At 37.2% G+C, this 26,576-nt stretch carries 25 protein-coding genes; 14 read left to right on the forward strand and 11 right to left on the reverse strand.

Features of this window, described 5'->3' with window-relative positions; genetic code table 11:
- Positions 1 to 6: 6 nt before the first annotated feature.
- From H3T47_RS04105 to H3T47_RS04125, 5 genes are all read right to left on the reverse strand, one after another.
- Positions 7 to 1,872, reverse strand: a complete 1,866-nt coding sequence (locus H3T47_RS04105) for an FAD-dependent oxidoreductase (RefSeq protein ID WP_199282641.1) — start codon at positions 1,870 to 1,872, stop codon at positions 7 to 9.
- 19 nt (positions 1,873 to 1,891) lie between these two features.
- Positions 1,892 to 3,109: a nitrate/nitrite transporter gene (locus H3T47_RS04110; RefSeq protein WP_046327634.1), complete on the reverse strand. Its 1,218-nt coding sequence runs from the start codon at positions 3,107 to 3,109 to the stop codon at positions 1,892 to 1,894.
- Positions 3,110 to 3,138: 29 nt separating this feature from the next.
- Positions 3,139 to 4,623, reverse strand: coding sequence for an FAD-dependent oxidoreductase (locus tag H3T47_RS04115; protein ID WP_199282642.1), 1,485 nt, complete (start codon positions 4,621 to 4,623; stop codon positions 3,139 to 3,141).
- A 212-nt stretch (positions 4,624 to 4,835) separates the two neighbouring features.
- Entirely contained in the window at positions 4,836 to 5,741 is a 906-nt protein-coding gene (locus H3T47_RS04120) for a LysR family transcriptional regulator (RefSeq protein ID WP_199282643.1), read from the reverse strand.
- Between the two features lie 150 nt (positions 5,742 to 5,891).
- Positions 5,892 to 7,697: an FAD-binding protein gene (locus H3T47_RS04125; protein WP_199282644.1), complete on the reverse strand. Its 1,806-nt coding sequence runs from the start codon at positions 7,695 to 7,697 to the stop codon at positions 5,892 to 5,894.
- Positions 7,698 to 7,900: 203 nt separating this feature from the next.
- Here H3T47_RS04125 and H3T47_RS04130 point away from each other — a divergent pair, with 203 nt between their 5' ends.
- The 5 genes from H3T47_RS04130 to lepA all read left to right on the forward strand — a co-directional run bounded on the left by H3T47_RS04130 (position 7,901) and on the right by lepA (position 12,331).
- Positions 7,901 to 8,314 (forward strand): cupin domain-containing protein, encoded by a 414-nt coding sequence (locus H3T47_RS04130; RefSeq protein ID WP_199282645.1) that lies wholly within the window; start codon positions 7,901 to 7,903, stop codon positions 8,312 to 8,314.
- Between the two features lie 2 nt (positions 8,315 to 8,316).
- Positions 8,317 to 8,634, forward strand: coding sequence for a carboxymuconolactone decarboxylase family protein (locus tag H3T47_RS04135; RefSeq protein ID WP_199282646.1), 318 nt, complete (start codon positions 8,317 to 8,319; stop codon positions 8,632 to 8,634).
- A gap of 140 nt (positions 8,635 to 8,774) precedes the next feature.
- Positions 8,775 to 9,743, forward strand: coding sequence for an asparaginase (locus H3T47_RS04140; RefSeq protein WP_199282647.1), 969 nt, complete (start codon positions 8,775 to 8,777; stop codon positions 9,741 to 9,743).
- A gap of 109 nt (positions 9,744 to 9,852) precedes the next feature.
- A complete protein-coding gene (locus tag H3T47_RS04145) occupies positions 9,853 to 10,515 on the forward strand; it encodes a TetR/AcrR family transcriptional regulator (protein WP_233335832.1) in 663 nt (220 codons plus the stop codon).
- A 1-nt stretch (position 10,516) separates the two neighbouring features.
- Positions 10,517 to 12,331 (forward strand): translation elongation factor 4, encoded by a 1,815-nt coding sequence (lepA, locus tag H3T47_RS04150; protein ID WP_199282648.1) that lies wholly within the window; start codon positions 10,517 to 10,519, stop codon positions 12,329 to 12,331.
- Positions 12,332 to 12,398: 67 nt separating this feature from the next.
- On the opposite strand, the gene H3T47_RS04155 is transcribed toward lepA, so the two are convergent.
- The 4 genes from H3T47_RS04155 to H3T47_RS04170 form a co-directional block, all read right to left on the reverse strand.
- Positions 12,399 to 13,595 carry a nitrate/nitrite transporter gene (locus H3T47_RS04155; RefSeq protein WP_199282649.1) on the reverse strand — a complete coding sequence of 399 codons (1,197 nt, stop codon included), beginning with the start codon at positions 13,593 to 13,595 and terminating at the stop codon, positions 12,399 to 12,401.
- Positions 13,596 to 13,621: 26 nt separating this feature from the next.
- Positions 13,622 to 15,109 carry an FAD-binding protein gene (locus H3T47_RS04160; protein WP_199282650.1) on the reverse strand — a complete coding sequence of 496 codons (1,488 nt, stop codon included), beginning with the start codon at positions 15,107 to 15,109 and terminating at the stop codon, positions 13,622 to 13,624.
- Between the two features lie 201 nt (positions 15,110 to 15,310).
- Positions 15,311 to 16,198 (reverse strand): LysR family transcriptional regulator, encoded by an 888-nt coding sequence (locus H3T47_RS04165; RefSeq protein WP_199282651.1) that lies wholly within the window; start codon positions 16,196 to 16,198, stop codon positions 15,311 to 15,313.
- A 376-nt stretch (positions 16,199 to 16,574) separates the two neighbouring features.
- Entirely contained in the window at positions 16,575 to 17,267 is a 693-nt protein-coding gene (locus H3T47_RS04170) for a 2,3-diphosphoglycerate-dependent phosphoglycerate mutase (RefSeq protein WP_046327646.1), read from the reverse strand.
- A gap of 158 nt (positions 17,268 to 17,425) precedes the next feature.
- Between H3T47_RS04170 and H3T47_RS04175 the strand changes: the two genes are divergently transcribed.
- Positions 17,426 to 18,223 carry a hypothetical protein gene (locus H3T47_RS04175; RefSeq protein ID WP_199282652.1) on the forward strand — a complete coding sequence of 266 codons (798 nt, stop codon included), beginning with the start codon at positions 17,426 to 17,428 and terminating at the stop codon, positions 18,221 to 18,223.
- A 241-nt stretch (positions 18,224 to 18,464) separates the two neighbouring features.
- Here the strand turns inward: H3T47_RS04175 and H3T47_RS04180 are convergent, their stop codons facing one another.
- Positions 18,465 to 19,211 carry a MurR/RpiR family transcriptional regulator gene (locus tag H3T47_RS04180; protein ID WP_046327648.1) on the reverse strand — a complete coding sequence of 249 codons (747 nt, stop codon included), beginning with the start codon at positions 19,209 to 19,211 and terminating at the stop codon, positions 18,465 to 18,467.
- 240 nt (positions 19,212 to 19,451) lie between these two features.
- Here H3T47_RS04180 and H3T47_RS04185 point away from each other — a divergent pair, with 240 nt between their 5' ends.
- The 8 genes from H3T47_RS04185 (at position 19,452) to H3T47_RS04220 (ending at position 25,866) form a co-directional block, all read left to right on the forward strand.
- The gene (locus H3T47_RS04185) at positions 19,452 to 20,300 is read left to right on the forward strand and encodes a class II fructose-bisphosphate aldolase (protein ID WP_046327649.1); all 849 of its coding nucleotides are present in this window, start codon (positions 19,452 to 19,454) and stop codon (positions 20,298 to 20,300) included.
- A gap of 11 nt (positions 20,301 to 20,311) precedes the next feature.
- On the forward strand, positions 20,312 to 21,316 hold the full coding sequence (locus tag H3T47_RS04190; protein ID WP_199282662.1) for a zinc-dependent alcohol dehydrogenase family protein: 1,005 nt from the start codon (positions 20,312 to 20,314) through the stop codon (positions 21,314 to 21,316).
- Between the two features lie 12 nt (positions 21,317 to 21,328).
- A complete protein-coding gene (locus H3T47_RS04195; protein WP_199282653.1) occupies positions 21,329 to 22,990 on the forward strand; it encodes a PTS system mannose/fructose/sorbose family transporter subunit IID in 1,662 nt (553 codons plus the stop codon).
- A 19-nt stretch (positions 22,991 to 23,009) separates the two neighbouring features.
- Positions 23,010 to 23,453 (forward strand): PTS sugar transporter subunit IIA, encoded by a 444-nt coding sequence (locus tag H3T47_RS04200; protein ID WP_199282654.1) that lies wholly within the window; start codon positions 23,010 to 23,012, stop codon positions 23,451 to 23,453.
- Entirely contained in the window at positions 23,422 to 23,892 is a 471-nt protein-coding gene (locus H3T47_RS04205) for a PTS sugar transporter subunit IIB (RefSeq protein ID WP_046327653.1), read from the forward strand. The genes H3T47_RS04200 and H3T47_RS04205 overlap by 32 nt, the downstream gene beginning before the upstream one ends.
- Before the next feature lie 19 nt (positions 23,893 to 23,911).
- A complete protein-coding gene (locus H3T47_RS04210; RefSeq protein WP_046327654.1) occupies positions 23,912 to 24,673 on the forward strand; it encodes an SDR family NAD(P)-dependent oxidoreductase in 762 nt (253 codons plus the stop codon).
- 279 nt (positions 24,674 to 24,952) lie between these two features.
- Positions 24,953 to 25,573: an AAA family ATPase gene (locus tag H3T47_RS04215; protein ID WP_199282655.1), complete on the forward strand. Its 621-nt coding sequence runs from the start codon at positions 24,953 to 24,955 to the stop codon at positions 25,571 to 25,573.
- Between the two features lie 71 nt (positions 25,574 to 25,644).
- A complete protein-coding gene (locus H3T47_RS04220) occupies positions 25,645 to 25,866 on the forward strand; it encodes a hypothetical protein (protein WP_199282656.1) in 222 nt (73 codons plus the stop codon).
- Between the two features lie 100 nt (positions 25,867 to 25,966).
- Here H3T47_RS04220 and H3T47_RS04225 read toward each other — a convergent pair.
- Positions 25,967 to 26,576, reverse strand: a 610-nt coding sequence (locus tag H3T47_RS04225; RefSeq protein WP_199282657.1) for a MucBP domain-containing protein, incomplete at its 5' end; no start/stop codon positions are given.

Consider the following 26,576-nt stretch of genomic DNA (forward strand, 5'->3'; position numbering starts at 1 on the left):
ACTATTCTATTTTCCAGCTTTGGCAGTTTCAGCCGCATCAATTCCGGCCAGTCTACCCGAAATATAAGCAAAGCCTAAAGTACCACCTTCAAAATCGACATATGCTTTGCCATACATGCCAGAAGCATCTGCACCTGCTACGTATAGGTTAGGTACAGGTTCACCATTTGGTGCTAATGCGTGCATTTTTTCATCAATTGTTGCTCCGCCAAGGGTACCGAGGTTGCGGGCAATAAACTTAACGGCATAAAATGGACCCTGCTCTACCGGTATCATTCTCTTGGTATCTGAGAAGAAGAGATCATCCTCACCTTTCTTCTTAGCATCATTGTACTGCTCAACTGATTTTTGCAGATTAGATTTGTCTACACCCATTTTTTCAGCTAATTCAGCAATTGTATCTGCAATAAATACCACATTGGTTGATGCAAGCTTATTCAAAAGTGCAGTAAAATCTGTCTTTTCGTGTTCATGCTTGATGTTTTCAGCAGTATCAGTTGGGAAATTAAATTCCATATAAAATTCACGGTGGTTCTTCCACTTGCCATAGTGATCTTCGATTGCGACAGTTCCGCCTTCTTTGATCTTATCCAGCATTGCCTGATCTAAGATGACAAATTCTGTTTGTTGCGGTTGTTCTGATAATTCAGCACCGTGTACGGCAAAGTCTAAAGCGTGTGTTTCACTAGCATAACGTTGACCGCGATTATTTACGCGCAAGTTAGGGAAGTTTGACAAAGCGTTAACAGGCATCCAGTTTGGACCAACAAGTTTTGCCATGTCACCAACGTCTTTATTACTGAAAGTTTGCCAGAAGTAGTGCGTTGAGCCGTTAATATGGTGAGCAGTACCAGCGTCCCAAGCCATGTTCAAGCCGTCACCAGTGTTTTGTAAAACCTGTCCTTGTGTGTTGACATCGCCCAAATATTTTTTACGCATTTCAGGATTGCCGCCAAAGCCACCAGTAGCAATGACAACTTTTTTAGCATTAACATGTAGTGATTTGTCATCACCTTCGGCAATTAAGCCAGTAACTTTGCCTGCGTCATCTTGCAGTAATTTTTTACCAGCAAAACCGAAGTACATCTTGCCACCGATTGACTTGAATTTTTCAATCAATTTAGTTACTGCCTTAGTGCCACCTTCTTGATAACCATGAAGGGTAGCCGGCATGCCAATGTGATCGTAACTGCCGCCAGTACCAGCGTCAACTAATTTCATAATAGCGCCGTTTTCATTTAACCAGTCGACAGTCTTTCCTGATTCGTCAATAATGCGGCGAACCAAAATTGAATTCATATAGCCTTGAGAAGCATCCATGTATTCGTCATAAAGCCACTTCTTGGAAACCACTGCATCTTGGTCTTTTTGTTGTTGACTATCTCCGGCAAACATACCACCGGCAAAAGTACTTGCACCGAGTGGTGAAATGGTCTTTTCAAATAAAGCAACGCTAGCGCCATGTTGACGAGCAGCTAAAGCAGCTGCCACGCCGGCACCACCGGCACCGACTACAGCAACATCAACATTGATTGTTTCTTCTTTCTTGCCAGCGGTTTGTCCACCATTTTCTTTCAGAGCGTTGAAATCAACTCCTGCTTTATTCAGAGCCTCTTTGACTCCTTCAATGATACCGCGTGAAGTTTCAGATGCACCAGAAACCACATCAACATCAACTGATTGTTGGTCAACAATCTTTTGCGCCATTTTCTTAAATGCGTTATCAGCTAAGCTGTCGGGCGCATATTTATCTAGTGGTTTAACGTTAACGATTTTATCCGTGTCAACCTCAACTTCAAGGTTAATCCGGCTCTCTTTACCTTGACCTGAGCCGGTATATTTACCTGGATTTGTAGTTATCTTTTTTGCCATATCTAATAATTCCTTTCATTTATTTGCGTGGGCGACCACCGTTTGCGTCTGGTAAGATTCCAATGATAATAGCGGTGATTGCGAAGAACATGCCTTGAATAATAAAGGTCATTTCATAGTTTCTACCTGCAATTAAACCAATTACAGTTGGAAGACATGACGAAAGAAGCAGTGAAACTGTACTTACAAGTCCTCCGGCACTACCGGCATATTTAGGACCAACTTCAGGGAACTGAATTGGCATTGAGTTCATAATTGGGCCGGTCATAGCACCGAACAAACCACCAAGAATTAAAGCAATAGTTAGCGGCAATCCCAAAGGTATATACCAGGTAAGTGCCATTAAGCCACCACCAATCAAAGTAAAGACAATCATCACTGGCTTAGCTTTTTTAGCCTTATTGATAAGACCTGGTCCAAATAAAGAACCACATAAGCTACCAATAGTAGCAATAGCAGCTATCATACTACCTGCAGCAGGTGTCATACCACGAGCGGCAAATGCTTGAGGCAAAATGCCTGAAAAACTTTCACTAGCAGCAACACCTAAACCACCAGCAAGACCAACTAACCAAGTTTTCCCACTACGAGCTACAACTTTAAAGTATTTCATTGCTGATTCAGGTTTAGCTTGTTGAGCCTGTGCAGGCGGAATTTCTTCACCTTCAGGCTTTTCTTTAACAAACAAAATCCAGCAAACAGTTAAGATTAATAACAATGTAGATGAGAAAATGTAAGCTGCTTTAACACTAGGGAACATGTGAGAAGTTAATTGTGTTAGCATGATACCAATACTTGCTGATGCGAAAAATACACCCATGGCTAGTTTAGTATCCTGCTTAAACCAAGACCCAAAAATTTTCAGTGCGTTGGCGTTCAAAAGAGCCATGTAAACACCGAAAAGTAATAACATAATCATCATCGTAGCAAAATTAGTAGCGAATAAACGACCATAAGCACCTATTATTGAAACAAAGCAACCAACACTGACAATTTTCTTAGCACCATATTTGTCTCCAAGTGATCCAGCAGGAATACTCAGGAAAACAGCAATAAACATTGGCGCCATTAGCAGACTCTGAAATTGCGCCGGTGCAATATGTAAAGCCGGCATGACTTGGGTTGCCAAAGCAGAAATCTGATATTGGATATAACTGCTAGTGGCATCCATCAAAGAGATGATGGCTAAAATTACCCACCTATAACTTGAAAGTTTAGGTAACTGTTTTTGATCCATAATTTTATAAAGCTCCTTTTAAATAAAAACTAATTTTCAGCAGCGTTTTGTCCCGCTAAACGACCAAATGTTTGCGCGTGACTGCAAGTGAGACCTGGAACACGATCTGGGTAACTACCCCAGAAGAATCCGCCACTGGCGTTACCAGCCGCATACAAATGAGGAATTGGCTGACCCTTCTTGTCAATGACTTCCATCTTAGGATTAATGCGTAACCCATCAAGCGTTGCCAGAAGTCGTCCGCCCATAATGACACCGTAATATGGCGGCTTATCAACTGGGAACAATCTGAACTTTTCTTTACCGAAATCAGTATCAACACCTGTGGCACACATTTCGTTATAACGTTTAACACTGTTAACTAAATTATCTTTTGGCAAATTCAGTTTTTCAGCTAATTCTTCAATGGTATCTGCTTTTTGCACCATGCCATCATCAATTCTGCGTTGAATTTCAGCCTTGTTTTGTTCAGTATTGTAAATACCAGGCCAGCCCAAACGAGAGCAACCTTGAGTCCTAAATTGTGCCAAGTGATCCATAGTATCTTCTGACCAAATTTGTGCTTCCAAATAGCCAGGCTGTTTAGCCATAGCGTTAATATCAAATTGATAAGGTACACTCTCGTTACCAAAACGTTCACCATTTAAGTTAACTTTAAGCATTGGGTAGGCACCCATCCAGAAATAGCCGGGACCCTTAAAGTCAATTTGATAATGTTCTTCAGCATTGGTGCCAACCGGAACAGCACCACGGTCAAAAATGATTTCAGCTGGTTCTTCGTCACGGGCAGCCCCCACTTTAAGTCCTGCCAGAATACCGGAACCATCATCACGCGGACCATCTGAATAAACATTCTTCTTGTAGCCGAGCGGATCCCATTTCTTCATTAGCTCAACGTTGCCACCGTAGCCACCAGTGCAAATAATGACACCCTTGTTAGCTTTATATTCTGTTTTTTCACCACTAGAGCGATCACTGGTAATCACACCGGTCACTGCACCACTATCATCTGTGACCAGTTCTTCAAGTTTAGTGTTGTATTTCAGGGTAACCCCTAGTTCTTTAACCTTATCAATTACCCAGTCACCATAATGAGCCCAGCCATTATCAGGTGTAGCAATTGCAAGTTCAGTATTAAAAGCGGTATTAACAACCGTTTCATAGTGAGCATCCTTTTGTGGTTTTAAGACACCACCATTTGGTTTCAAGATATTGTCTTCCAGCCAGTTAGCTGTTTCATCTGCGTGGTTTGCCCAAGTCCAAAGCAGACGCTCATCGACATTATCTTGGAAAAATAAGGTCAAGAAGTTCATTAATTTAGCTTTATCAACCTTTATTCCAGCCCTTCTTTGCGCATTACTATCAAGAGCCGCAAAGAAAGACCGGTACAGAAATTGTGAACTACCCTGTTTATCAATTAACAGGACTTTAGCTCCCTTTTCTGCCGCTGCACATGCTGCCATACCACCGGAGTTGCTGGCACCAGCGATAATTACATCATACGTATTTTCCATTTTTATCCCTCACTTTTAAATAAAACCTTTAACCGCTTTCATAATACTATGAAACGGGCAAATCTCTGCACGCATTTAAGAATTGAGGATAACCAAATGGAATACATAACAATATCTTCAATATAAATATGCAGCAAAAAAATACTTGCAATATTAGCAAAGTCGCCTTTACTGCAAGTATTTTTAAATAACAATAATTTTAATTGATAAAATTAATTTTTATCTGGAGCAAACTCTTTGATTGTTTCTCTTAAAATGCTAACAACCTTTTTTAACACTGATTCATTGGTAAATGACTCCATATAAGCAATGCCATAAGGTGAAATATCATGATAGTCAATTGGAACGTATTTAACGTCTTTAGCACTGCCATCGACTATGAAATTAGGTAATACGCCGTAACCCCAACCTGCTTTAACATAAATATCCATTGCTAAAAAATCTTGCACAAATTTAATGTGATCCATTCCCATATTATTAATCAGAATGTCCTGATACCTCATCTGGACATTTAAGGAGCTATTGGGGTCCAATAAAAAGATATTGGTATCTTTGAGATCTTTTAAAGATATTAACCTTTTTTCAGCTAGCGGCGAACCTTTAGGGCAAGCTAGCACAAACTGCCCTTTAATCAGCGGTTTAAACTTTACGTCAGCTACTACATTAACATCGTCCCGGGCAATAGCGCACAAGTCTACATGATGATTAAGCAGTTCTCCGATAGAATTGTTAAGTACAAAAATAAACTGCACATTAAGGTTACTACCAGACTCTCTCAATTTTCTTAAAAAGATTGGCAAAATTTTTTGTTCCAAAGGTGTATCACAAACACCTATCCGTAAAAGAGTCTCAGGATCATTTTTCTGGCTCTGCAAATAAGCAACCGTATAATCCATATCATCCACAACATTGCGTGCAACATGATAGAAGTGTTTACCGGCACTGGTTAACGAAATACGATGATGCGCACGGTTAATTAAAGTGACACCGATAGTATTCTCAAGGTCCTTAATATTTTTAGAAACTGCAGACTGGGAAAAATTTAAGCGCTCAGCTGCAATAGTAAAACTGGAATTATCTATTGCCTTGATAAAACAGCGTAATTGAGTAAAATTCATTTTATTACCTCACCAAAAGTAGTAATTGTTACTATGTATATTATACTAAAAAACAGGTAATATAAAAATAGCATTTTAAATCTATATATTTTGTTTTGGCGTATACAAAAGAGCCATTTAATTAAAATGACCCTTTTTATTAACAATAATCTACTTAGCAATTTTACTTAAGGCATCTCTAACAGCGTCTTTGAGACCACGAGACGAGCTTGAAGCACCACTGACTGCATCAACATCAACGGTATTTGCCTGTACCATTTTTGCAGGCAAAGCCTTGATAGCTTTCAACCCATAGTCGTCTGATTCAGCTTGTTTCAAAACTTCAATATTCTTTAAATTCTTTTGCTCATCAACGGTTACCCGCACAACTATTTCATCACCCATACCTTTAGTAGATTTACCAATGTACTGGTTTTTCCCTGCTTCATAGGTTTCATGCTTAAGGTCGGAGGTTAAATGCTTTTCAGGCATAGTCGCACCACTTGCTGCATCAGTTATTTCATCAACTTTGGGTTTAGCCGCATTTTCTCCGGCAATCTTGCCCCAAATCAAACATTCTGCCAAGTTATTGCCGCCTTGATATTGGTTAGCACAGATACCGCCAAGTTCACCAGCAGAATAAAGGTTAGGGATGGCTTTTCCTCTGGTATCCAAAATTTCGGCATTCTTATTTCTTCTAGGTCCCCCTTGCGTATTGAGCATAGTTTGTTCTAGTCTGACAGCATAAATTGTGTTACCAGTAAATGCACGTAAAGTTGCTGGATCCCTTCTAAATTCGGGATCATCTTGCTTTTGACATGCTTGATTGAAACGATTGAGGGTGTCAGACAATACTGCCGGTTCAACACCAATTTTATCGGCTAATTCGGCAGCAGTGTCAGCTTTGATAACATTTTCTGTGTATGGTTTGTAATCGCCAATAATTTTATCGCTATCTAATTCATGCTTTTTAGTTTCATCAAAAATCAAGTATGGGTGCTCTTGATTTAGCGGCACTTTCCACTGACCATGATTCTTGATATGGCCGTGGCGGTTTTCTTCTGCTTCATTAAAGTATCTGGTACCGTCATCACCTACAACAAAGGCACTACCGCTAGAAACAGCTTCATTTTGTGCTCCCAGCATTAGACGACCACGCTGTCCTTTCGGTACTGCAAAAGCCATACCATGAAGTAGCCCCAAAGACTCAAAGTTGTGCAAATGCCAAAAGTCGGCGCCAACTTCCTGGGCCATTCTCAGACCATCACCTTTGTTATAAAGGGTACCTAAAGGTGCCAGTCTTTTGGCGCCAATAAAATCTTCAATCATTCTTTGGTTATTTTCAAAACCACCTGTAGTCATGACAACACCATTTTTAGCCTGAACTTTGAGCAGCTTACCGTCACGCTTAATCACTACGCCGTAAATCTTTTTAGTTTCCGGATCTTGAATTAGTTCTTGAGCAGGTGTGCCATATAAAACATCAATTTGGTCTTGCCGCTTAACTACCTGCTCTTTCAAAATTTGCCATAAAGAAGCGTCAAACCAATTCTTAGTGACAGTGGTGAAATCATAGGATTCCGAACCCTCAAATTCGGGAAATTCCCTAAAAGCATAACTTTTATCTGGTGCATATTCCTTAGCACTATTTGGTTTGACACCTAAGTACTGGGAAACATATTGCGGAGTATTAACCATCCCTTGAACATAGGTATCAATCATATCTTCATCAAGTTCCATTGGGGCGGTTAGTTTCTGATAATACTTTTTCAATTCATTAAAGTCACTTCCAGTACCAATTAATTGAGCGGAATAACGAGTATTACCACCTTCATGTCCTTCTGGAGCAGAATCTACCAGCAAGACCTTAGCGTTATTATCTGCTGCAAACCGGGCAGCAGTGGCACCAGCACCACCAAATCCTAATACAACAACATCATAAGTAGCATCCCATGCAAAATTTTTATGATAAATCATGATAGTCTCCTTAATATAAATCGCTTTCATTTAATAAGTTAATTTTATCACATTGTTTTCCTATAAAATACGGCAGTCAAAAAACAATTCCTAATTATTAATAAAATTCATATATTGCTATTTTTAAACGGTAAAGCACTTGACTTAAACTGCACATTAAGGATTAAAGTAACAATAATAAATCATAAAAAGGAGTGTAAAAAATGAACGACCATCAAAGTGATGTGCAAAATGGCATTTTTAACTTGGGTGACAAAAATACCGCTTATCAAAAATATTTTATTGGTCAGAGTTATCTGCAAAGCCTTGTCAGCGAGCCCTCTATTAACGTGAGTGTCTCAAATGTCAGTTTTGAACCCGGTTGTCGCAACAATTGGCACCAGCATATTGGCGGCTTTCAGATTTTGTTAGCAACAGCTGGTACGGGCTGGTATCAAGAAGAAGGCAAAGCACCACATAAATTGCGCCCTGGTGATGTAGTGGTAGTTCATGACAGTGTTAAACATTGGCATGGCGCAACCAAAGACAGCTGGTTTGCACATATTGCCATTACTGCTGGAACTCCCAAGTGGCTTGAACCAGTAACAGATGAAGAATATCAGAAATTGGAGGATTAAAAATGAAGAAACAAACTGCCGGCAGAGATAATTTATGTGATTTTGCTCCTAAATTTGCGGAATTAAATGACGATGTTTTATTTGGTGAAGTTTGGTCAAGAGAAGACAAACTATCTGCACGTGACCGTAGTTTAATTACTTGTGCTGCCTTAATGGCACAAGGGGCTTTTCCCCAGCTCAAGTCACATATGATTATCGGCAAGAAAAACGGCATTACTAAAGATGAAATGGTTGAATTAATTACCCACCTTGCTTTTTATTGCGGTTGGCCCAAAGCATGGTCTGCGTTTGGTTTAGCACAAGAAGTCTTTACGGATTAAAGTTTTTAAGTTAAGACAGCTGGTCTTTTTAACCAGCTGTTTTTTTGTTCCAAAACCGAAAGCCTTTAAGGGTATCTGCACCCTGCAAATTATGCTAACCTTTAGAAGAACAATCAAATAAAAAACAGGAGTAAACTAATATGAGTAAAAAGATTTTAATTTTACACACAGGTGGCACCATCTCAATGTCAGAGGACGAAACAGGGAAAATTAAGCCTAACAGCCAAAACCCTCTGACTGATCTATCTTTAAACATTAACGATGATGTCCAATTAGTTACTGAGGAAATTTTTAACCTACCTTCACCACATATCACTCCGGAGCGTATGTTGCAGATTTCTTTACGGATACGCCAAGCTGAAGCAGAAGGCTTTTTCGGTGCTGTTGTTACCCACGGCACCGATACTTTAGAAGAAACAGCATTATTTTTAGATTTAACCATCTCCAGCAAAATGCCTGTGGTAGTTACGGGAGCGATGCGTTCTTCAAACGAAATCGGTAGTGACGGCCTGTATAATTTCAAAACTGCAATAATGGTTGCCAGTTCAGATGCTTCTATTGGTAAAGGGGTGGTGGTCGTCATGAACGATGAGATTCATCCTGCCCGCTATGTGACCAAGACCCATACTACCAATGTCGCTACCTTTAGGACAGCTACATTTGGTCCGATCGGAATTGTTTCGGAAGGACACGTTAATTATGTCCAAACTATTAATCCACAGCAGCATTTGCCAATTGACCATGTAGTTTCAAATGTCTATTTGGTTAAAGCGTACGCCGGCATGGGACCAGAAATTTTTCAAGCTTTAAATAAACCATCTACTAATGGAATTGTGATTGAAGCTTTAGGAGCCGGCAACATGCCCCCGCAAACACTGCCGGAATTGCAAAAACTGCTTGATAGCAATATTCCCCTAGTCCTAGTTTCACGCTGTTTTAATGGTATCGCAGAACCAGTTTATGATTATCAAGGCGGCGGCGTCAGTTTAGCTAAAATGGGCATCATTTTCTGCCGCGGACTAAATGGGCAAAAGGCTAGAATTAAGCTTTTAGTAGGTTTAAGTGCTGGCTTTAAAGGACAACAATTAAAGAAATATATTAATAATTAAATTATATGTAAAACCACCTTCTCTTGAGGTGGTTTTTTCTTGCAAAAATTTTTAATTATTTGTAAAATGACCGTTGGTCATTGTTGAATAAAAGGAGTATAAAATAATTATGTATGTCTTATCTCCCCAAGAAAAAGAAGCTAAAAAACAACTGATTGCGGCGGCTGCCAGCAAATTATTTCAAAAAAATGATTTTAACAAAATATCTATGGCCCGCATTGCCCGCGAATCCGGCGTAGCCAAAGGAACGCTGTTTAATTATTTCAAAACTAAAGAAAGCATCTTCATGTACCTGCTGCTTTCTGGGTACCAAGACTATCTAAAAGACGTTCTGCTTCGTTTTCAAGCAGCCGAAAATATTACTACTTGGTCAGCATTTTCTTCTTTTTTACTAGAGCAAAATCATTTGTTAATTAGTAAAAGACCTGATCTCTTACGTCTTAACGCTTTGCGAGGTCCAATTTTAGAAACAGCCGCTGACAAAGAACAAACTTTACTCGGTCGCCAAAAATTATATCAGGTAAATCATCAATTGGGGCAAGCCATTGCTAAGCGCATTAATATTTTAGACGATAAGCAGGCCAGTCACCTTTTCATTATTCAAAGTGCCATCATTAGCGGCTTAATGAATATGATGAACTTGGATGAATTTCACCACGATCAATTGCCCGTCGACTTTAAAGGTTTTCAAATCGACCTTGAACAAGAAGCCAATCAATTAATGCTATTTTATTTACAAGGATTAGCACAAAAACTGGGAGGAGCTAAATAGAATGAAACTTGCTAATATTAGAAATTTTGCCATAATTGCCCATATTGATCACGGTAAATCAACGTTAGCCGACAGAATTATGGAACAAACTGATACTGTCAGCAAAAGACAATTAAGCGACCAGCTGCTCGACAGCATGGAAGTAGAACAAGCGCACGGAGTAACCGTTAAATCAAGATCTGTCCGCAATTTTTATCAAGCAGACAATGGTCAGGAATACGAATACAATTTAATCGATACTCCGGGACACGTTGATTTTTCTTACGAAGTTTCTAAAAGTCTGGCTGCCAGCGACGGTGCTATTTTATTAGTTGATGCAACCCAGGGCGTACAAGCACAAACGGTAGCTAATTTACGTTTAGCTTTAAAGCATAATCTGACTATCATTCCGGTTATTAATAAGATTGATAACGCAGCTGCTGACGTAGCGGCAACAGAAGCTCAAATACGTGCACTGCGCCCCGAATTTGCTGATGTGGCTATTTTAAAAATTTCTGCTAAAACCGGCGAAAACGTTCACCAAGTCTTAGAAGCAATTTACCAAAAAATTCCGGCTCCTCAAGGAAACCCAGATGAACCTCTTAAGGCGTTAATTTTTGACTCGCAGTATGATTCTTATCAGGGAATTATTGCGGATGTCAGACTAATTGACGGTCAGCTGCAAAACCAGCAAAAGCTACAGTTAATGCAAGGCGGCAGTATATTTAACGCACAAGCAATAGGAATTTTCACACCAAACATGCAGTCAGTGAAAGCCCTGAATGCTGGAGAAGTTGGTTACGTGGTGACAGGAATTAAAGATGTCGCCAGCGTCCAGGTGGGCGATACCCTAACTGCTGCAGACAATCCGACTAAAAATGCGATTCCACACTTCAAGCCCGCGCAATCAATGGTCTATGCTGGTCTTTATCCTAAAGGAAAAACCAGCTATGAGGCGTTAAAGCAGGCTATCAGTAAGTTGGCACTTAACGATTCAGCTTTTCATTACACGCCAGAACAATCCGAAGCCCTCGATGCCGGCTTTCGTTGTGGTTTCTTAGGCATTTTTCACTTGCAAATTATCCAAGAACGTTTGCGTGATGAATATCACGTGGAAGTGTTGACAACTGCTCCCAACGCCACCTACCATGTTTATCTCAAGCAGCCTGAGCCAAAGCAAGAATACGTCACAATTACCAATCCGGCTAAATTCCCTGATTTTTCCGAAATTGACTACGTCACAGAATCTTACGTTAAAGCGGTAATTACTACGCCCAATGACTATTTGGGTGCAGTCATGAAATTGTGTGACCAGCATTTTGGGGAAATGGTTAATTTAGATAATCAACAAGATTTAGTCACATTAACATATAAACTGCCGGTTTCCGAAATTGCCTATGACTTTTTCAATAGTTTAAAATCAATTACTCATGGTTTTGCGACTCTTGATACTGAATTTCTGGATTATGAACTTGTGGATGTAGTCAAAATTCAAATTCAAATTAACTACGCCGCTGTTGATGCTCTAGATATTATTGTGCCCCGCCAAAAAGCAGATTTGATTGCTCACAAATTAGTTAAAAAACTGAAATACACTGTACCGCGGCGCCTATATCCGATGCCTGTGCAAGCAATGGTGGAAAATAAGTCAATCGCAAGAGTCGACGTGCCGCCTTTGCGCAAGAATGCGGCAGTTAATGGCGAAAAAAGAAGTATTTCAAAGAAACAACAACTTTTGCGGAGACAAAGTCTAAACAAAAGACAAGCTGTAAAAAGTGATATTAAGCTGCCCCAAAGCGTCTTCGATGCTATTTTAAATATTAACGAACCAGATTAAAAACTAAAGCAAACTAAAAGCGTGAAAAACGAGGTTTTTCACGCTTTAGTTTATTTAATTTACTTATTTATTTTCTTTTTGCACGGTTAGCATCTGGCAATGCTAAAACAAAAAATGCTATTGTGAAGGACAAAGCAGCTTGAATCATAAATGTTAAGGCATAATTTTGTCCGGCAATTGAAGAAATCACAACTGGTAAAATATATGATAGTAAAGTAGATGTCATACCAACAATACCACCAGCGCTACCAGCATATTTAGGTCCTATTTCGGGAAATGAAATAATCATTGACTGCAAAATTGGGCCAGCTGAAGCACCAAACAATCCACCAAGTACTAAGTCTATAACTAAAAGACCACTACCAGATAAGTATGCGACCATGAACATCGCTAATGCCGAAATGGTCACAAAGACCACCATTATTGGCTTAGCTTTTTTCATCTTACCAATAATTGCAGGCCCTAACATTGCCCCAATCAGACTACCAATTTCCGCAGCAGATGCAATTGCATTAGCTCCGGCTGGTGTCATTGCTTTGCCATTAATTAAAGCTTGTGGCAAAATCCCTGTAAATGACATTGAAGCAGCTTGACCAATACCACCGGCAATCGCAACTAACCAAGTCTTTTTACTTTTAACAGCAATATTGATATATTTTGTCACTGGTTCTGAAGGAGGAACTTTTTCTCCTTTAGGGGCGTCTTTAATAAACAGCACCCAACAAATTGACAAAACAAGTAGCAGTGTTGAGGAGAACATATAAGCTGCCTTAACACTAGAGAATAACGGTCCCGTCAGTTGTGAAAGAATAATTCCAATGCTGGCTGAAGCAAAGAACATGCCCATTGCTAAATTAGTATCTTGTTTAAACCAAATACCAAAAATTTTAATTGTATTGGTACTTAAAATTGACATATAAACGCCAAACAACAACAGCATAACCATCATCATAGCAAAATTAGTTGCTATTAAACGACCATAGGCACCAATAATTGAAATAATGCATCCTACAGTTACAACTTTTTTAGCACCAAATCTATCTGCCAAAGATCCTGCTGGTAAACTTAAAACTACAGCCACCAACATGGGAGCCATTAGCAAACTTGAAAATTGAGCAGTTGAAATGTGTAAAGCAGGCATAATTTGGGTTGCTAGTACAGAAACCTGAAATTGAATATAGTTACTAGCCACGTCCATTAAGCATACTATTGCTAGAATAACCCAACGGTAACTTGAAAGACGAGGCATTTGTTTTTCTTCCATATTTACTTTCTCCTTCTAAAAGCAAATTAATTATCAGCAGCGTTTTTACCGGCTAAACGCCCAAAAGTTTGAGCCCTGCTGCATGCAAGACCTGGGACACGATCAGGATAACTACCCCAGAAAAAGCCACCACTGGCATTACCTGCCGCATATAAATGAGGAATTGCATTACCCTTTTTATCAATAACTTGCATGTTAGTGTTAATCCGTAATCCATCAAGAGTAGCTAACAAGCGACCGCCCAAAATTATGCCATAGTATGGACCCTTTTCAATTGGAAACATTCGATACGGTTCTTTACCAAAATCGCTATCTTCTTTGTTTTGGCATAGCTGATTGTAGCGTTCAACACTTCTGACTAAGTTCTTTTCCGGTAATTGCAGTTTAGCGGCCAATTTTTCAATACTATCTGCTTTTTGTGCTGTCCCATCATCAAGTCGCCTCTGAACTTCAGCTTTAGCACCCTCTGTATCATATATTCCTGGCCAATTTAGTCTTGAACAGCCTAATGTATGAAACTGATCCAAATGATTCATTATTTCTTCATTCCAAATAACAGCTTCTAAATATCCAGGTTGTTTTGCTGCACTATTGATGTCAAACTGATATGGTTCACTTTCATTTCCGAATCTTTCCCCTTGTAAGTTAACCTTTAAAAACGGGTATGATCCGAGCCAAAAGTAGCCAAACCCGCGATAATCCACTACATAGTGATCTTCTGCATTTGTACCTACTTTGACACCGCCCCGATCGAAAATGGTTTCTGCTGGTTCTTCATCACGAGCTGCTCCAACTCTAAGACCAGCCAGAATACCTGACCCATCATCACGCGGGCCATCAGAATAAACATTCTTTTTTAGACCAAATGGATTCCATTTCGCCATCAGACTCTTGTTTCCGCCATATCCGCCAGTACAGATAATAACGCCTTTATTTGCATAATATTTCGTTTTTTGTCCGCTTTGACGATCACTGGCAACAATGCCTATAACTTTGCCTTCATCATCAGTAATCAAATCTTCCAACTTGGTATTATATTGTAAAGTCACTCCTAATTCTTGAGCTTTATTAATTACCCAAGAACCATAGTGAGCCCAATCAGTATCATCCGCATTTGCAATCACATTTTCGACTGGAAAAGCAGTATTGATAAGAGTTTCATAACCTGCATCCGGTTGAGCCATAATGTGACCACCATTAGGTTTTAAAATATTATCTTCAAGCCAATTTACAGTTTCAGCACTATTATTAACCCATTTCCATAAAAGGCGCTGATCAACATTAGACTGAGCAAATAAAGTTAAAAAATTAATCAATTTTGCCTTGTCTATTTTTATACCTGCCTTTTTTTGTGCATTACTGTCTACTGCCGCAATTGATGAGCGATACAAATATTTTGAATCACCCATTTTATCAATTAACAAAACTTTTGCACCCTTTTCAGCCGCAGCACAAGCAGCCATTCCACCAGAATTGCTTGCTCCCGCTATAATTACGTCATAATTGCTTTCCATTTTTACCAACTCTTTCTTTAGTTATATTTTGTGCACACTCTTAAAGTAGCATGTTAATTTGGTATTTAGGCAAGCACATTAAAATGTAAAATAACAAACTGGAATGCTTGAAATATTTTGTATTTTAGCAGCAAAAAAGCTTGTCAATCTCTTGCAAACAGATTAACGAGCTCCTTTTAATTCTTAAAACTATTTATGAAATTAAGCAGTCCTTTTTATCGCACTTTTAAAAACCTGAATTACTTTGTCAATATCAATATCTCTGACAGCGGACTTCATATAAGCAATGCCATAAGGCGGTATTTTGCGACACTCAAGTGGTAAATATTTAACTTCTTTTGCATTATAATCTGCAATAAAATTGGGTAAGATACCATATCCCCAATTAGCTTTAACATATATGCCCATTTTAAAGAAATCACTGACAAACCTTATATGCTTCACATTCATATTTGCAATTAATTCATTTTGAGTTTGAAAGCTTAACGAATTTGTCGGATTAAATAAGAATATAGTTTGTTGTTGTAAATCTTTTAAAGTAACTTTTTCTTTTTTACTTAGTATAGAATTTGAAGGACACATCACAACAAAATGTCCCTCAATTAAGGGCTCAAAACTAATATTCTTAATTGCCTCTACACTATCACGCGAAACAAGACAAATGTCGACATGATGATTTAAAATTTCAGAAATTGAATAATTTAATACATCACTAAAGCGTATATCCAGGCTTTTGTCAATTTTATGCAATTCATGCAAAACAATTGGCATTAATTCTTCTTCTAACGGAATATTACAAACTCCTATTCTTAAAGAGTTTCCAATTTTACTTTTATTGCTTCTAAGATAATCCTTGGCATAATCCATGTCACTCACCACATTACGGGCTACTTTATAAAAATATCTGCCCGCATCTGTCAGCGAAATTCGATGATGCTCACGAACAATTAATGTCACCTCAAGCTCGTTTTCTAGATCCTTAATATTTTTTGAAACAGCTGGCTGAGTGAAATTCAGAGCCTCTGCAGCAATAGTAAAACTTGAGTTATCCACCGCTTCAACAAAACAATGTAATTGTGTAAAATTCATTTTATAATCCTGCTCATAACTATATTTGAACTAATTATATAACTATTGCAAGGCTTTTCAAAAAGAATCTTGTGTTTATAAAACGAGTTATTAATTCGGCTGATATATTGATGAATTTTTATTTTTACCTAATTTGCGATTCTTTAATTAACATCACTTTCATGTTTCAAAAATATGTGAAAGCTAGACTGATATAAATCAAGTAAAACATGGAAGCATACATGCCATCAGACTGATAAAAATGATTTAAAATTACGAGAATATACTGAACAAGATGGGCGGCAACTTGACGATTTAATCACAAGTGACAAATAAGTCGCAGATACTAAAAAATTCCTAACCAACACGGTTAGGAATTTTATTTTTAGGTTCTAAATTAGTCGTCTAACTTTTCTTTGTTAGTGACATTCAACTTTTCATCAAAGGTGTAAACTACTGGTTCACCAGTCTTCATTTCCAAGTTCATAATATCAGCGTCAGAAATGTTTTCGATGTATTTAGTCAAGGCACGAAGTGAGTTACCATGAGCGGCAATAATGACATTCTTACCAGCTAATAAGTCTGGAGCAATGTGGTCTTCCCAAAATGGCATAACTCTTTCCAAACAAACTTTTAAGTTCTCAGTCCGTGGAATAATGTGTGGGTCAAGATCGGCGTAACGACGATCATGAACTTGGCTGTATTTTGAGTCATCCTCAATCTTTGGTGGCAAAACATCGTATGAACGACGCCAAATGTGAACTTGTTCATCACCGTACTTATCGGCAGTAGCCTTCTTATTTAAACCTTGTAAACCACCGTAATGACGTTCGTTTAATCTCCAGCTCTTAGTTTCGGGAACCCAAAGTTGGTCGCTTTCTGCCAAAGCATAGTGTAAAGTCTTAATAGCACGAGTCAAAACTGAAGTATAGGCTTGGTCAAATTTAAGACCGTGTTCTTTAATTAACTTACCTGCATTCTTTGCTTCTTCAACGCCTTTTTCTGATAAATCTACATCAATCCAACCAGTAAATTTATTTTCAAGGTTCCATTCACTTTGTCCGTGACGGATCAAAACTAATTTTGACATGAAATATCTCCTTTGCAAATTAAATGTTTCACTTATTATTTTACACATTTACATTTTGTTTTCATAGGGTTTAGGACTAAAAATCATTTTTTAAATTTATATTTTACGATACAATAGTTATAATAATGATTATAAGAAAAGAGATAATCTAACTCACTATGAAATTTAAAAAACTAATTTTAGGCTTGAGTATTGCTGCAGCGCTAGTTGTGAGTGGTTGTTCCAAGCCGAAAAAACAAAGCGAACCAATTCTAACTAAAAGCCAAGTAATCAAATGTTCACAGAAATCATTTAAGAGCGGACAAGCTAAGCAAACAGTGACTTTAGGCACGGATACATCTAAGCAGGTGGTTGCTACTACCGCTCTTTTCGGTGGCAACCCAACTGTTTTTCAGCTTAATTACGAAACACAATCTAAGGGTAAAACCCAGTCCTCACAAGAATGGGTGGATAGTGCCAATCACGTTTATATTAACGGGCAGAGTAAGTGGTACAAAGCCGATTTTAACAAACTGACAGGTCATTCTTATGCTGATCTACTCGACTCATTCACTAATAACGCGATGTTGATGGATCCACCTGCCGTTCTTACTAAAGCTTATAAAATGACCCGCAAAGGTCATACTTATACCTTAAATGCCAAAATCAAGGATCAGCACACAATGAAAGATGCGCTTGATCCAATTTTTACTACTAATACACAAAGTCCCAAGCAAAAAACAATTTACAATAAATTAGTTAAAATGGGTAAAATTCAAGGCATGACTGCAAAATTAGTAGTCAAAAACAAGAAACTATACTCTTTTCAATACTTAGTAAAAATCAAAGTTAACAAACTAATGCGCTTTAGTGCAGGACAAAGTTATGGCAATATGGGTAAGCAAGACTTCTTAAAGATCCCTAACAATGCACTTAATGCCCACCCACTACCTAAAGCTGACAAGAAGAAAAAATAGTTAATATTATTTTTCAATATAAAAACTCTCTAGATAGATTTCACTCTAATCTAGAGAGTTTATTTCAACCTTTTTTATAGCTATTTTTAAGACTTACACGTCTAATAATCGTGATGCTTGTTTGTATCAAGTGTAATATAAATTATAAATAATACCAAAAGTGTACCAAAGACTAGTAAATATTTTTACCACATTCTTTCCACAACAAGTGAAAAGAATGTGGTTTTTTTCTTATATCATTTTATAAGCCAATATATTCTATTATTGTGCGAGTAATAATTAATAAAGGAATTCTAGAATAAACTGTCAATCCACTGACTTCCATAATTTGTTCAGAGTGTCCAATAATTGTAATATCAGAATACTTCTCTAAGTTAGTCTTACTTTTACAGCAAATCGTCACAACTTTAGCACCAACTTTTTTAGCACTTTGAGCTGATATTGCTAATTCTGGCGTTGAATTACGAATAGAAAGAATAATGATAATATCGTCAGAAGTGACTATCTGTTCAGTATTCTTCATCCACATACTATCCTTCACTATTATCGCATTGTAACCTAACAATTGAAGGTACATCTGAAATTCATCTGCAATTAATGCAGTAAATCCTCTTGCGTAAATAAAAATTCGTTTAGCAGATTTTATATATTCAATTATTTGATAGATTGCAGTTGAATCTATGTCATCAATTGTCTGTGTACACTCTCTAAAAGATTTCGCCAAAATATTATTGACAACATATGGAGCATCAAAGGTACTTTTTTCTTGTTTTTGTTGTGATATTTTATATCGAAGTTCATTAATTCCAGAAAACCCGCATTTCTGAATTGTTCGAGACACTGTCGCAGAAGAAACATAAGTTTTCTCTGCGATTTTTGTTATAGATAACTCAGGAATCAGACGTTCATTCTTATTTAAAAAGTCTATAACTGCGCGTTCAGACGCAGACAAACTTTCATAGCTCTCCTTTTTAATATCAATAATCATAGCATCCTCCAAATACCTTTTATTTTATTCTATCATGAATGAATTTACATAATTCTATAAAATATCGTAAAAGCTGTAAGGGTTTTCATTTTAGAAGTATATCATTTGCCTTTTAGATATTATATGATGAAATCGAATCGAACGTACGTATATTCTAACATTTTTATATTTGAAAAAAATATAGAAAAAGGATGGCCATCTTTTGTTAGAGATTCAGATAATGTTTAGGAGGAATTTTTAATGTATGTAACTTTAAAAGAAGTTTTAAAAGATGCAGATCAGTTGAATATGGCTATCGGGGCGTTCAATACTCACAACCTTGAAATGTTGCCTGCAATTATTAAGGCGGCAGAGAAGCAAAAAACACCAGTGATTGTTCAAACGAGTTGCGGAACCGCAAATTATGTTGGGCATCGTAACTTTGTCGCTATTTGTAAATCAATGGCTGAAGAATACGGAGTGGATGTGGTTTTACATTTAGACCATGCAAAAGACTTCGGTGAAATTCGTAAAGCCATTAGAGCAGGATACAGCTCAGTTATGTTTGATGGCTCGTCACTCCCATTTAAAGAAAATATTCTTGAGACCAAGCAAGTGGTTAACTTTGCCAAAAAATATGGTGTCAGTGTTGAAGCAGAATTAGGAACTGTTGGCGGCACAGAAGATGGGATAGTAGTTAGTCAAGACAAAGTATATTACACAGATCCGAAAAATGCTGTTAAATTTGTTGCTGAAACAGGAATTGATGCTTTGGCGGTAGCAATTGGAACAAATCATGGCCAATACAAGTCGAAAACGAATATCAGCTTTGATCAATTGAAACAAATTAAAGAAGCTGTTGACATTCCTTTAGTCATTCATGGCGGTACCGGTGTCAAAGATGATGATGTTAAAAAAGTAATTGATTTAGGTATTCGAAAATTTAATGTAGGGACAGAATTGCTAGTTGGCTGGAACCGTAAATCAAAGGAATGTTACGATGCCAATAAAGAAAATATCTCTAATCGCAACAATGTTATTCCTTGTTTGGATAAAATCGAAGAGATTGTTTCACGTAAAATCAACTTATTCAAAAACTTGAGTGAGTGAGAGGGATAAATATGAAAGCAGGATATTATGTTGGGGACTATACCTATGAGGTACGTGATATCCCCGAACGATCTGCAATTGATGATGAAGTCAAAATCCGTGTAGCGTGGTGCGGACTTTGCGGGACTGATATCCATAAGTTTCAAGGAAAAAACGGCGCTAGTGTCGTGGTTCCGCCAATTATTTTAGGCCATGAATGTTCTGGTATCGTGATAGAAGTTGGGCCTGAATGCAAGTATTTTAAACCTGGTGATCGCGTAGCTTGCGATCCTAGCTACGGCTGTGGAAAATGTACGTGGTGCCAGCAAGGTTTCCCAAATTTCTGTCTAGAACGCCATGGTGTGGTTAAAGGATTTTCCGAGTATGTATATCCGCCAGAACGGAATGTTTATCACATAGCTGATTCGTTAGATTTAGAAGCTGCAGCTTTTACTGAGCCATTATCTTGTTCTATTCATGGACTTGATCTTATTCAAATTAAAAGCGGTAAAACAGTAGTGATATATGGCATGGGATCTATTGGCTCATTGATGCTGCAATTAATCAAATACAGCGGAGCTAGTGAAATCATTGTGATTGAGCAAGAAGCAGAAAAGAGAGCACTAGCCTTAGAACTTGGTGCCACTTTAGCTGTGACAGATCAAGAAATCGAAACCATAGCTCAAGAAATAAATATTGATTATGTCGTGGAATGTATTGGACTGAAAGAAACAATGGAACAGGCTATCAGGATCGCTGGTAAAAATGGTAAGGTTCTGCTGTTTGGTTTAGGTGATCCAGAAAAACCGATTTCATTTAATCAGTTTGCAGCTTATACGAAAGAGTTGAGTATTTTTACTTCATATTTAAATCCACAAACTTCTGAAAGAGCCGTCAAGCTTTTAGAAAGTGGTCTAATTAATACTGAGAAAATTATTAGTGCGGAACTAAGTCTAGAAGAAATTGGTGATGAATTAAGTACGTTGAAGTATGCACGTAAAGGAAAAGTGATGGTTTATTTAAGCAAAGACCATTAGGGAGGAAATAAAATGGTAGTATCAGCAATTTTGGTTGCAATCTTAGCAACGATGGGCCAATGGTGGTTCTTTGGTCCTGTAACAAAATGTTTAGTTTACCCATTAACCACTGGAACTTTAGTAGGTTTATTTATGGGTAATCCAATGTTAGGAATGCTGGCTGGTGCCAATATTCAGTTGATTTATCTAGGATGGATTTCAGCTGGAGGTACAATGCCTAGTAATACGATCGTTGCAGGCATATTCGGTACAGCGATGACAATTTTATCTGGTGCAGATCCAAAGATGGCAGTAACTTTTGCCATACCATTCAGTATGCTTGGTCTGCTTTTGAACCAAGTCTACATGACAGTCAATGCTGCTTGGATTCACCGCGCGGATAAATTACTCGATCGGGGCAACCTGCGAGGCGTGCGTTTAATGAACTTTGTTCCATCCGCTTGTATGTCCTTTATTTTATATGGTATTCCAGCCTTCTTATTAGTTTATTCTGGCAGTAGTTGGGCACAACAATTAATTAATATGGTGCCGAAGCATCTGATTAACGCACTAGAAGTCGTTGGTGGGATCATGCCAGCTCTAGGAATCGCAATGTTATTGAATTATCTAGGTAAGAAAAAGCTGATTCCTTGGTTCTTTGGTGGTTTCTTCTTAACTGTTTATTCAGGTCTTGGGATAACCGCAATTTCAATTTTCTCAGCAATTATTGCTTTAGTAGTGTATTTGGGCAGTAATAATAAAGAAGAAAAAATCAAGAAGAAAAAAGTCAAACGTTTATCTGTGAATAAGAAAATTGAAGCAGTTGAAGTAGCCCCTGTTGATGACAGAGGAAATACTACCACTGTAGCACCAGAATATACGAAAAGGCTTTCAAAGAGCACATTAGTTAAAACTTGGTTATGGTCAACAAGTACAGAAGCTTGTTACAACTATGAGCGTTTACAGGCTTTAGGTGCTACCAACTTAATGATCACACCCATTCGTGAATTATATGATACAAATAAAAGGCGTGCAGAAGAATTAAAAAAATACATGGTTTTCTACAACTCAGAAGTCTTTACAATTGGCCCAATCATCAATGGAATTGCATGTTCAATGGAAGAAGCACGAGCAAATGGTGAAGATATCAAAGCGAAAGATATCAATGCGGTACGTACTGGATTGATGGGACCAGTGGCTGGTATTGGTGATACGGTGATGCAAGGAATCCTGTTCCCGATTCTATTCGGTATTGGTTGTTCACTGGCTTTAGAAGGAAATTACTTAGGACCGATTTTGTCATTCGTAGTATTTGAATCATTAATTTTTGGTTGCGGTTACTTTATGTTTATGACTGGATATAAACAAGGTAAAACATCATTACTAAAAATTTTGAAAAATGGGACTATTGACAAAATTATCAACGCATTTAGCATTGTTGGATTAATGGTGGTAGGTGCAATGGCAGCAACACGTGTGACCGTGAATACACCATTAGCGATTACCGTCGGCAAAGGAACTACTAAGATTCAAGATGTACTAAATTCATTGGCACCAGGATTAATTCCATTGGGCTTAACACTATTAGTTTGGTGGATGTTAAAGAAAAAAGTTAATACTGTCTACATCATTATCGCAATTTTTGTAGTTGGAATTTTGTCTTACTACCTAGGAATCTTAGGATTTGCTGGATAGAAATGAATGAGGTGAATAGATGGTTAATATAGTTATCATAAGTCATGGAGAATTTTGTGAAGGTTTATTGAGTAGCTTAAAGATGATATCTGGTGATACTTATGGAATAAAAGCAGTTCCATTAGTTCCGGGAGAGTCACCGGACAGCTACCGAGAAAAATTGGCTGAGGTATTATCAGGATATAGTGATCAAGAAAGTGGCTTTTTAATTCTTTCTGATATTGCAGGAGGAACGCCATTTCAAAGTGCCGCTTATCTATCAAAAGACTTCAAAATTGCTTTGATATCAGGAATGAATATGCCAATGCTGTTATCCTTATCGCTTGGGAAAACTGAAGAAGATACATTAGATTCATTGGTTATAAAAGCAATATCAAAAGATTGTGTTGGAATTCAAAGTAAAGTATTCGGGAAAGGAGAGAAAAAACACCGTGAAAAACTTAGTGTTAACAAGAATAGATGATCGCTTGATTCATGGACAAGTAATGACGTCTTGGATAAAGAACAAGGGTGCCAATCAAGTAGTAATTGTGGATGATGGCACAGCGAATGATCAATACATGATCGAAGTTCTAGAAATGGCAATCCCAGAAGAAATTGCAATTGGTATTTTTACTAAAGAAGAAGGAGTTGCCTTTTTCAGCCAAGAATTGGATGAACCTACAATTCTCTTAGTAAAAGGACCAGATGTACTGAATTACTTAGTGGATAATGGTATTGCGATTGAAGAAGTCGATGTAGGTGGTATGGGCACTCGTAAGGATAGAAGTGTACTATATAAAAACATTTCGACTAGTGCAGAAGAAAATAAACAATTCAAGTCATTGCTTGATAAAAAAGTAAATGTTTTTATTCAGGTGATGCCGCAAGATAAGCCAATTGGGATAGATAAATACTTATAATAGGAGTGTGCAAAATAAAATGAACGGTAAGGTAATTGTAATTACAGGTGGAAGTAGCGGTATGGGAGCCGCAATGGCCAAAGATTTTGTTGCTAAAGGTGCCAAGGTTGCGATTTTTGATTTAGATGAAGCTAAAGGTCAAAAATTAGTTGAAGAAGTTGGGGGCAACTTAGCATATTATAAGGTAAATGTCACATTAAAAGATGAGATAAGAGAAGCTGTAGCAGATGTTGAACACAAATTTGGTCCGCTGACGACTTTAGTGAATTCTGCTGGTGTTTCTAAAATGGTTCCCTTTTTAAAAAGCAGTGAAGAATTATGGGACTTAACTTTGGATGTTAACTTAAAAGGAACTTTTCTCACTTGCCAGGTTGCCATTGAACGCATGCTTGAACATGGAGGTGGAGAAATTGTAAATATGTCTTCTCTTTCAGGAAAAAAACCAAGTTCATGGCAGACTGTATACTGTGCAAGTAAATTTGGTGTACAAGGACTAACAAAGTCAATTGCAAAAGAATTTGCAGATCAGAATATTCGGGTGAATTCGATTTGTCCGGGAATAGTCTACACTGAAATGTGGGAAAAGCTTAAATATGAATATGCAAAGAAACGTAATATTGATCCAGAAAAAGTAATGGATCATTTCAAAGAAACGATTCCAATGCACCGTTTAGTTGATATGAAAGACGTTTTGAATGCCGCGGAGTTCTTGATAAGTGACAAATCTAGTTATTTGACTGGTCAATCTATCAACCTTGTTGGCGGAGAGTGGATGGATTAAAACAGGAAGAATTCATTATGGGAGCGATAATCCATACTACTTTGAAATCAATCATTTTGAGAAAGAGTATCTTCCATAAACGCTGAATAGAAACTTTTCGGAAGATTCATTACGAGTTTTTTTGGATAAAACCTATAATATTCAGTAGTCCTATGCTTATCAAGAGAGTTTCTTTTGATATTCATGATTCACCGAGAGAATATGTAAATATCTACTATTTGGCTGATAAATATTATTTAGAAATAGAATTAACTATATAAAATAAGGGAATGAAAATTAGTGAAAAAATCATTAATTTTGTTAGCGGGTTTTCCAGGTACTGGAAAATCATACCTAGCCAATTTAATTATAGAGAAATTTTCAAGTATTAAGCTTCTTTCCCCAGATAGTATTAAAGAAAAAAATTGGGATTTATATGGATTTAACAATCTTAATGAAAAAGAAGAGCTTATTCAGAGAAGCTGGAAAGAATATTATCAGGAAATGGAAGAAGAATTTCGACAGGGTAAAAGTGTACTTTCTGACTATCCTTTTAGTGAAAAGCAAAGAGACAAATTAGATCAATTAACGAGAAAATTTAACTATCAAGTAATTACGATTCGACTAATTGCTGATCTAGATGTTCTATTTGCTAGACAAAAAAAGAGAGATTTAGATGACACCAGACACTTAGGCCATATTCTAACTAGTTATCACAAGAATGATAGTATTATTAGCCGAGAAAATGCAGACAATTTGTTAGACTATAAAGAATTTATCCATCGTTGCACAACTAGAGGATATGATAAATTCTCACTAGGAACTCTTTATGAGTTGGACGTAACAGACTTCTCTAAAGTCAATTACGATCTTCTATTGTTAAATCTAGAAAAGCAACTTCTAGGAAAAGAAAAAAATTAATACAAATAAAAAGTAATATCAATAAACTTTAATTATAAACCTCGAAATTTAAAAATTTCGGGGCTTTTATTATGGCTTGCAAAAGCAGAATTCAAGGTATGACTGCAAAATTAGTAGTCAAAAACAAAAAACTATACTCTTTTCAATACTTAGTAAAAATCAAAGTTAACAAACTAATGCGCTTTAGTGCAGGACAAAGTTACGGCAATATGGGTAAGCAAGATTTCTTAAAGATCCCTAACAATGCACTTAATGCCCACCCACTACCTAAAACTGACAAAAAGAAAAAATAGTTAATACTATTTTTCAATATAAAAACTCTCTAGACAGATTTTACTCAAATCTAGAGAGTTTATTTCAACCTTTTTATAGCTATTTTTAAGACTTACACGTCTAATAATCGTGATGCTTGTTTGTATCAAGTGTAATATAAACTATAAATAATAATAAAAGTGTACCAAAGACTAGTAAATATTTTTGCTCTTTAGCTCCAGTCTTAGGCAAACTTGCTTTTTTAGATTTTAATGCAGTTGGCTTTTGACTTACTTCTTGCTTTTTAGCAGTTTTATTATTTGAAACAGTTTTGGCAAAATCATGATTCGTTCCATTTACATCATTTTGCTTATTAGAATCATTATTATCACCATAATTATTTTTATCTTGTTCTGCAGTAGGTGTATCATTCACTTGAGGTTTGTTCATGCTGTAAACATAAGTTACAATGATGTCCCCCTGAATAAATTTTCCATCTCTATTATTCGGTAATTTACTTTCATCTAATGTATAACCAGAAATTCCTAATTTTGCAGTAGTATAACTAGATCCTACCACACCAGTTTGCTCAACCGGTTTATGTATTTCGTTACCTGCCTCATCAACAAACTTGGTTATCACTTTACCTACAGTTGGCGCAGGAGAGTCTTTTTTGTATACATAGGTTACAACTATATCGTTTTCACTATATTTTCCTGTCGCATTAGCAGGTATTTTACTTTCATCTAAA

Source organism: Lactobacillus sp. W8093 (assembly GCF_016100925.1).
GTDB lineage: Bacteria > Bacillota > Bacilli > Lactobacillales > Lactobacillaceae > Lactobacillus > Lactobacillus helsingborgensis.

What these genes read in the sequence shown, in the direction of transcription:
- H3T47_RS04200 (WP_199282654.1), top strand. Translation starts at nt 23,010, where the DNA reads ATGGTTAATATAGTTATCATAAGTCATGGAGAATTTTGTGAAGGTTTA.
- H3T47_RS04135 (WP_199282646.1), top strand. Translation starts at nt 8,317, where the DNA reads ATGAAGAAACAAACTGCCGGCAGAGATAATTTATGTGATTTTGCTCCT.
- H3T47_RS04220 (WP_199282656.1), top strand. Translation starts at nt 25,645, where the DNA reads ATGGCTTGCAAAAGCAGAATTCAAGGTATGACTGCAAAATTAGTAGTC.
- lepA (WP_199282648.1), top strand. Translation starts at nt 10,517, where the DNA reads ATGAAACTTGCTAATATTAGAAATTTTGCCATAATTGCCCATATTGAT.
- H3T47_RS04115 (WP_199282642.1), bottom strand. Translation starts at nt 4,623, where the DNA reads ATGGAAAATACGTATGATGTAATTATCGCTGGTGCCAGCAACTCCGGT.
- H3T47_RS04105 (WP_199282641.1), bottom strand. Translation starts at nt 1,872, where the DNA reads ATGGCAAAAAAGATAACTACAAATCCAGGTAAATATACCGGCTCAGGT.
- H3T47_RS04190 (WP_199282662.1), top strand. Translation starts at nt 20,312, where the DNA reads ATGAAAGCAGGATATTATGTTGGGGACTATACCTATGAGGTACGTGAT.
- H3T47_RS04145 (WP_233335832.1), top strand. Translation starts at nt 9,853, where the DNA reads ATGTATGTCTTATCTCCCCAAGAAAAAGAAGCTAAAAAACAACTGATT.
- H3T47_RS04170 (WP_046327646.1), bottom strand. Translation starts at nt 17,267, where the DNA reads ATGTCAAAATTAGTTTTGATCCGTCACGGACAAAGTGAATGGAACCTT.
- H3T47_RS04120 (WP_199282643.1), bottom strand. Translation starts at nt 5,741, where the DNA reads ATGAATTTTACTCAATTACGCTGTTTTATCAAGGCAATAGATAATTCC.
- H3T47_RS04160 (WP_199282650.1), bottom strand. Translation starts at nt 15,109, where the DNA reads ATGGAAAGCAATTATGACGTAATTATAGCGGGAGCAAGCAATTCTGGT.
- H3T47_RS04210 (WP_046327654.1), top strand. Translation starts at nt 23,912, where the DNA reads ATGAACGGTAAGGTAATTGTAATTACAGGTGGAAGTAGCGGTATGGGA.
- H3T47_RS04140 (WP_199282647.1), top strand. Translation starts at nt 8,775, where the DNA reads ATGAGTAAAAAGATTTTAATTTTACACACAGGTGGCACCATCTCAATG.
- H3T47_RS04130 (WP_199282645.1), top strand. Translation starts at nt 7,901, where the DNA reads ATGAACGACCATCAAAGTGATGTGCAAAATGGCATTTTTAACTTGGGT.
- H3T47_RS04175 (WP_199282652.1), top strand. Translation starts at nt 17,426, where the DNA reads ATGAAATTTAAAAAACTAATTTTAGGCTTGAGTATTGCTGCAGCGCTA.
- H3T47_RS04180 (WP_046327648.1), bottom strand. Translation starts at nt 19,211, where the DNA reads ATGATTATTGATATTAAAAAGGAGAGCTATGAAAGTTTGTCTGCGTCT.
- H3T47_RS04155 (WP_199282649.1), bottom strand. Translation starts at nt 13,595, where the DNA reads ATGGAAGAAAAACAAATGCCTCGTCTTTCAAGTTACCGTTGGGTTATT.
- H3T47_RS04110 (WP_046327634.1), bottom strand. Translation starts at nt 3,109, where the DNA reads ATGGATCAAAAACAGTTACCTAAACTTTCAAGTTATAGGTGGGTAATT.
- H3T47_RS04185 (WP_046327649.1), top strand. Translation starts at nt 19,452, where the DNA reads ATGTATGTAACTTTAAAAGAAGTTTTAAAAGATGCAGATCAGTTGAAT.
- H3T47_RS04195 (WP_199282653.1), top strand. Translation starts at nt 21,329, where the DNA reads ATGGTAGTATCAGCAATTTTGGTTGCAATCTTAGCAACGATGGGCCAA.
- H3T47_RS04165 (WP_199282651.1), bottom strand. Translation starts at nt 16,198, where the DNA reads ATGAATTTTACACAATTACATTGTTTTGTTGAAGCGGTGGATAACTCA.
- H3T47_RS04125 (WP_199282644.1), bottom strand. Translation starts at nt 7,697, where the DNA reads ATGATTTATCATAAAAATTTTGCATGGGATGCTACTTATGATGTTGTT.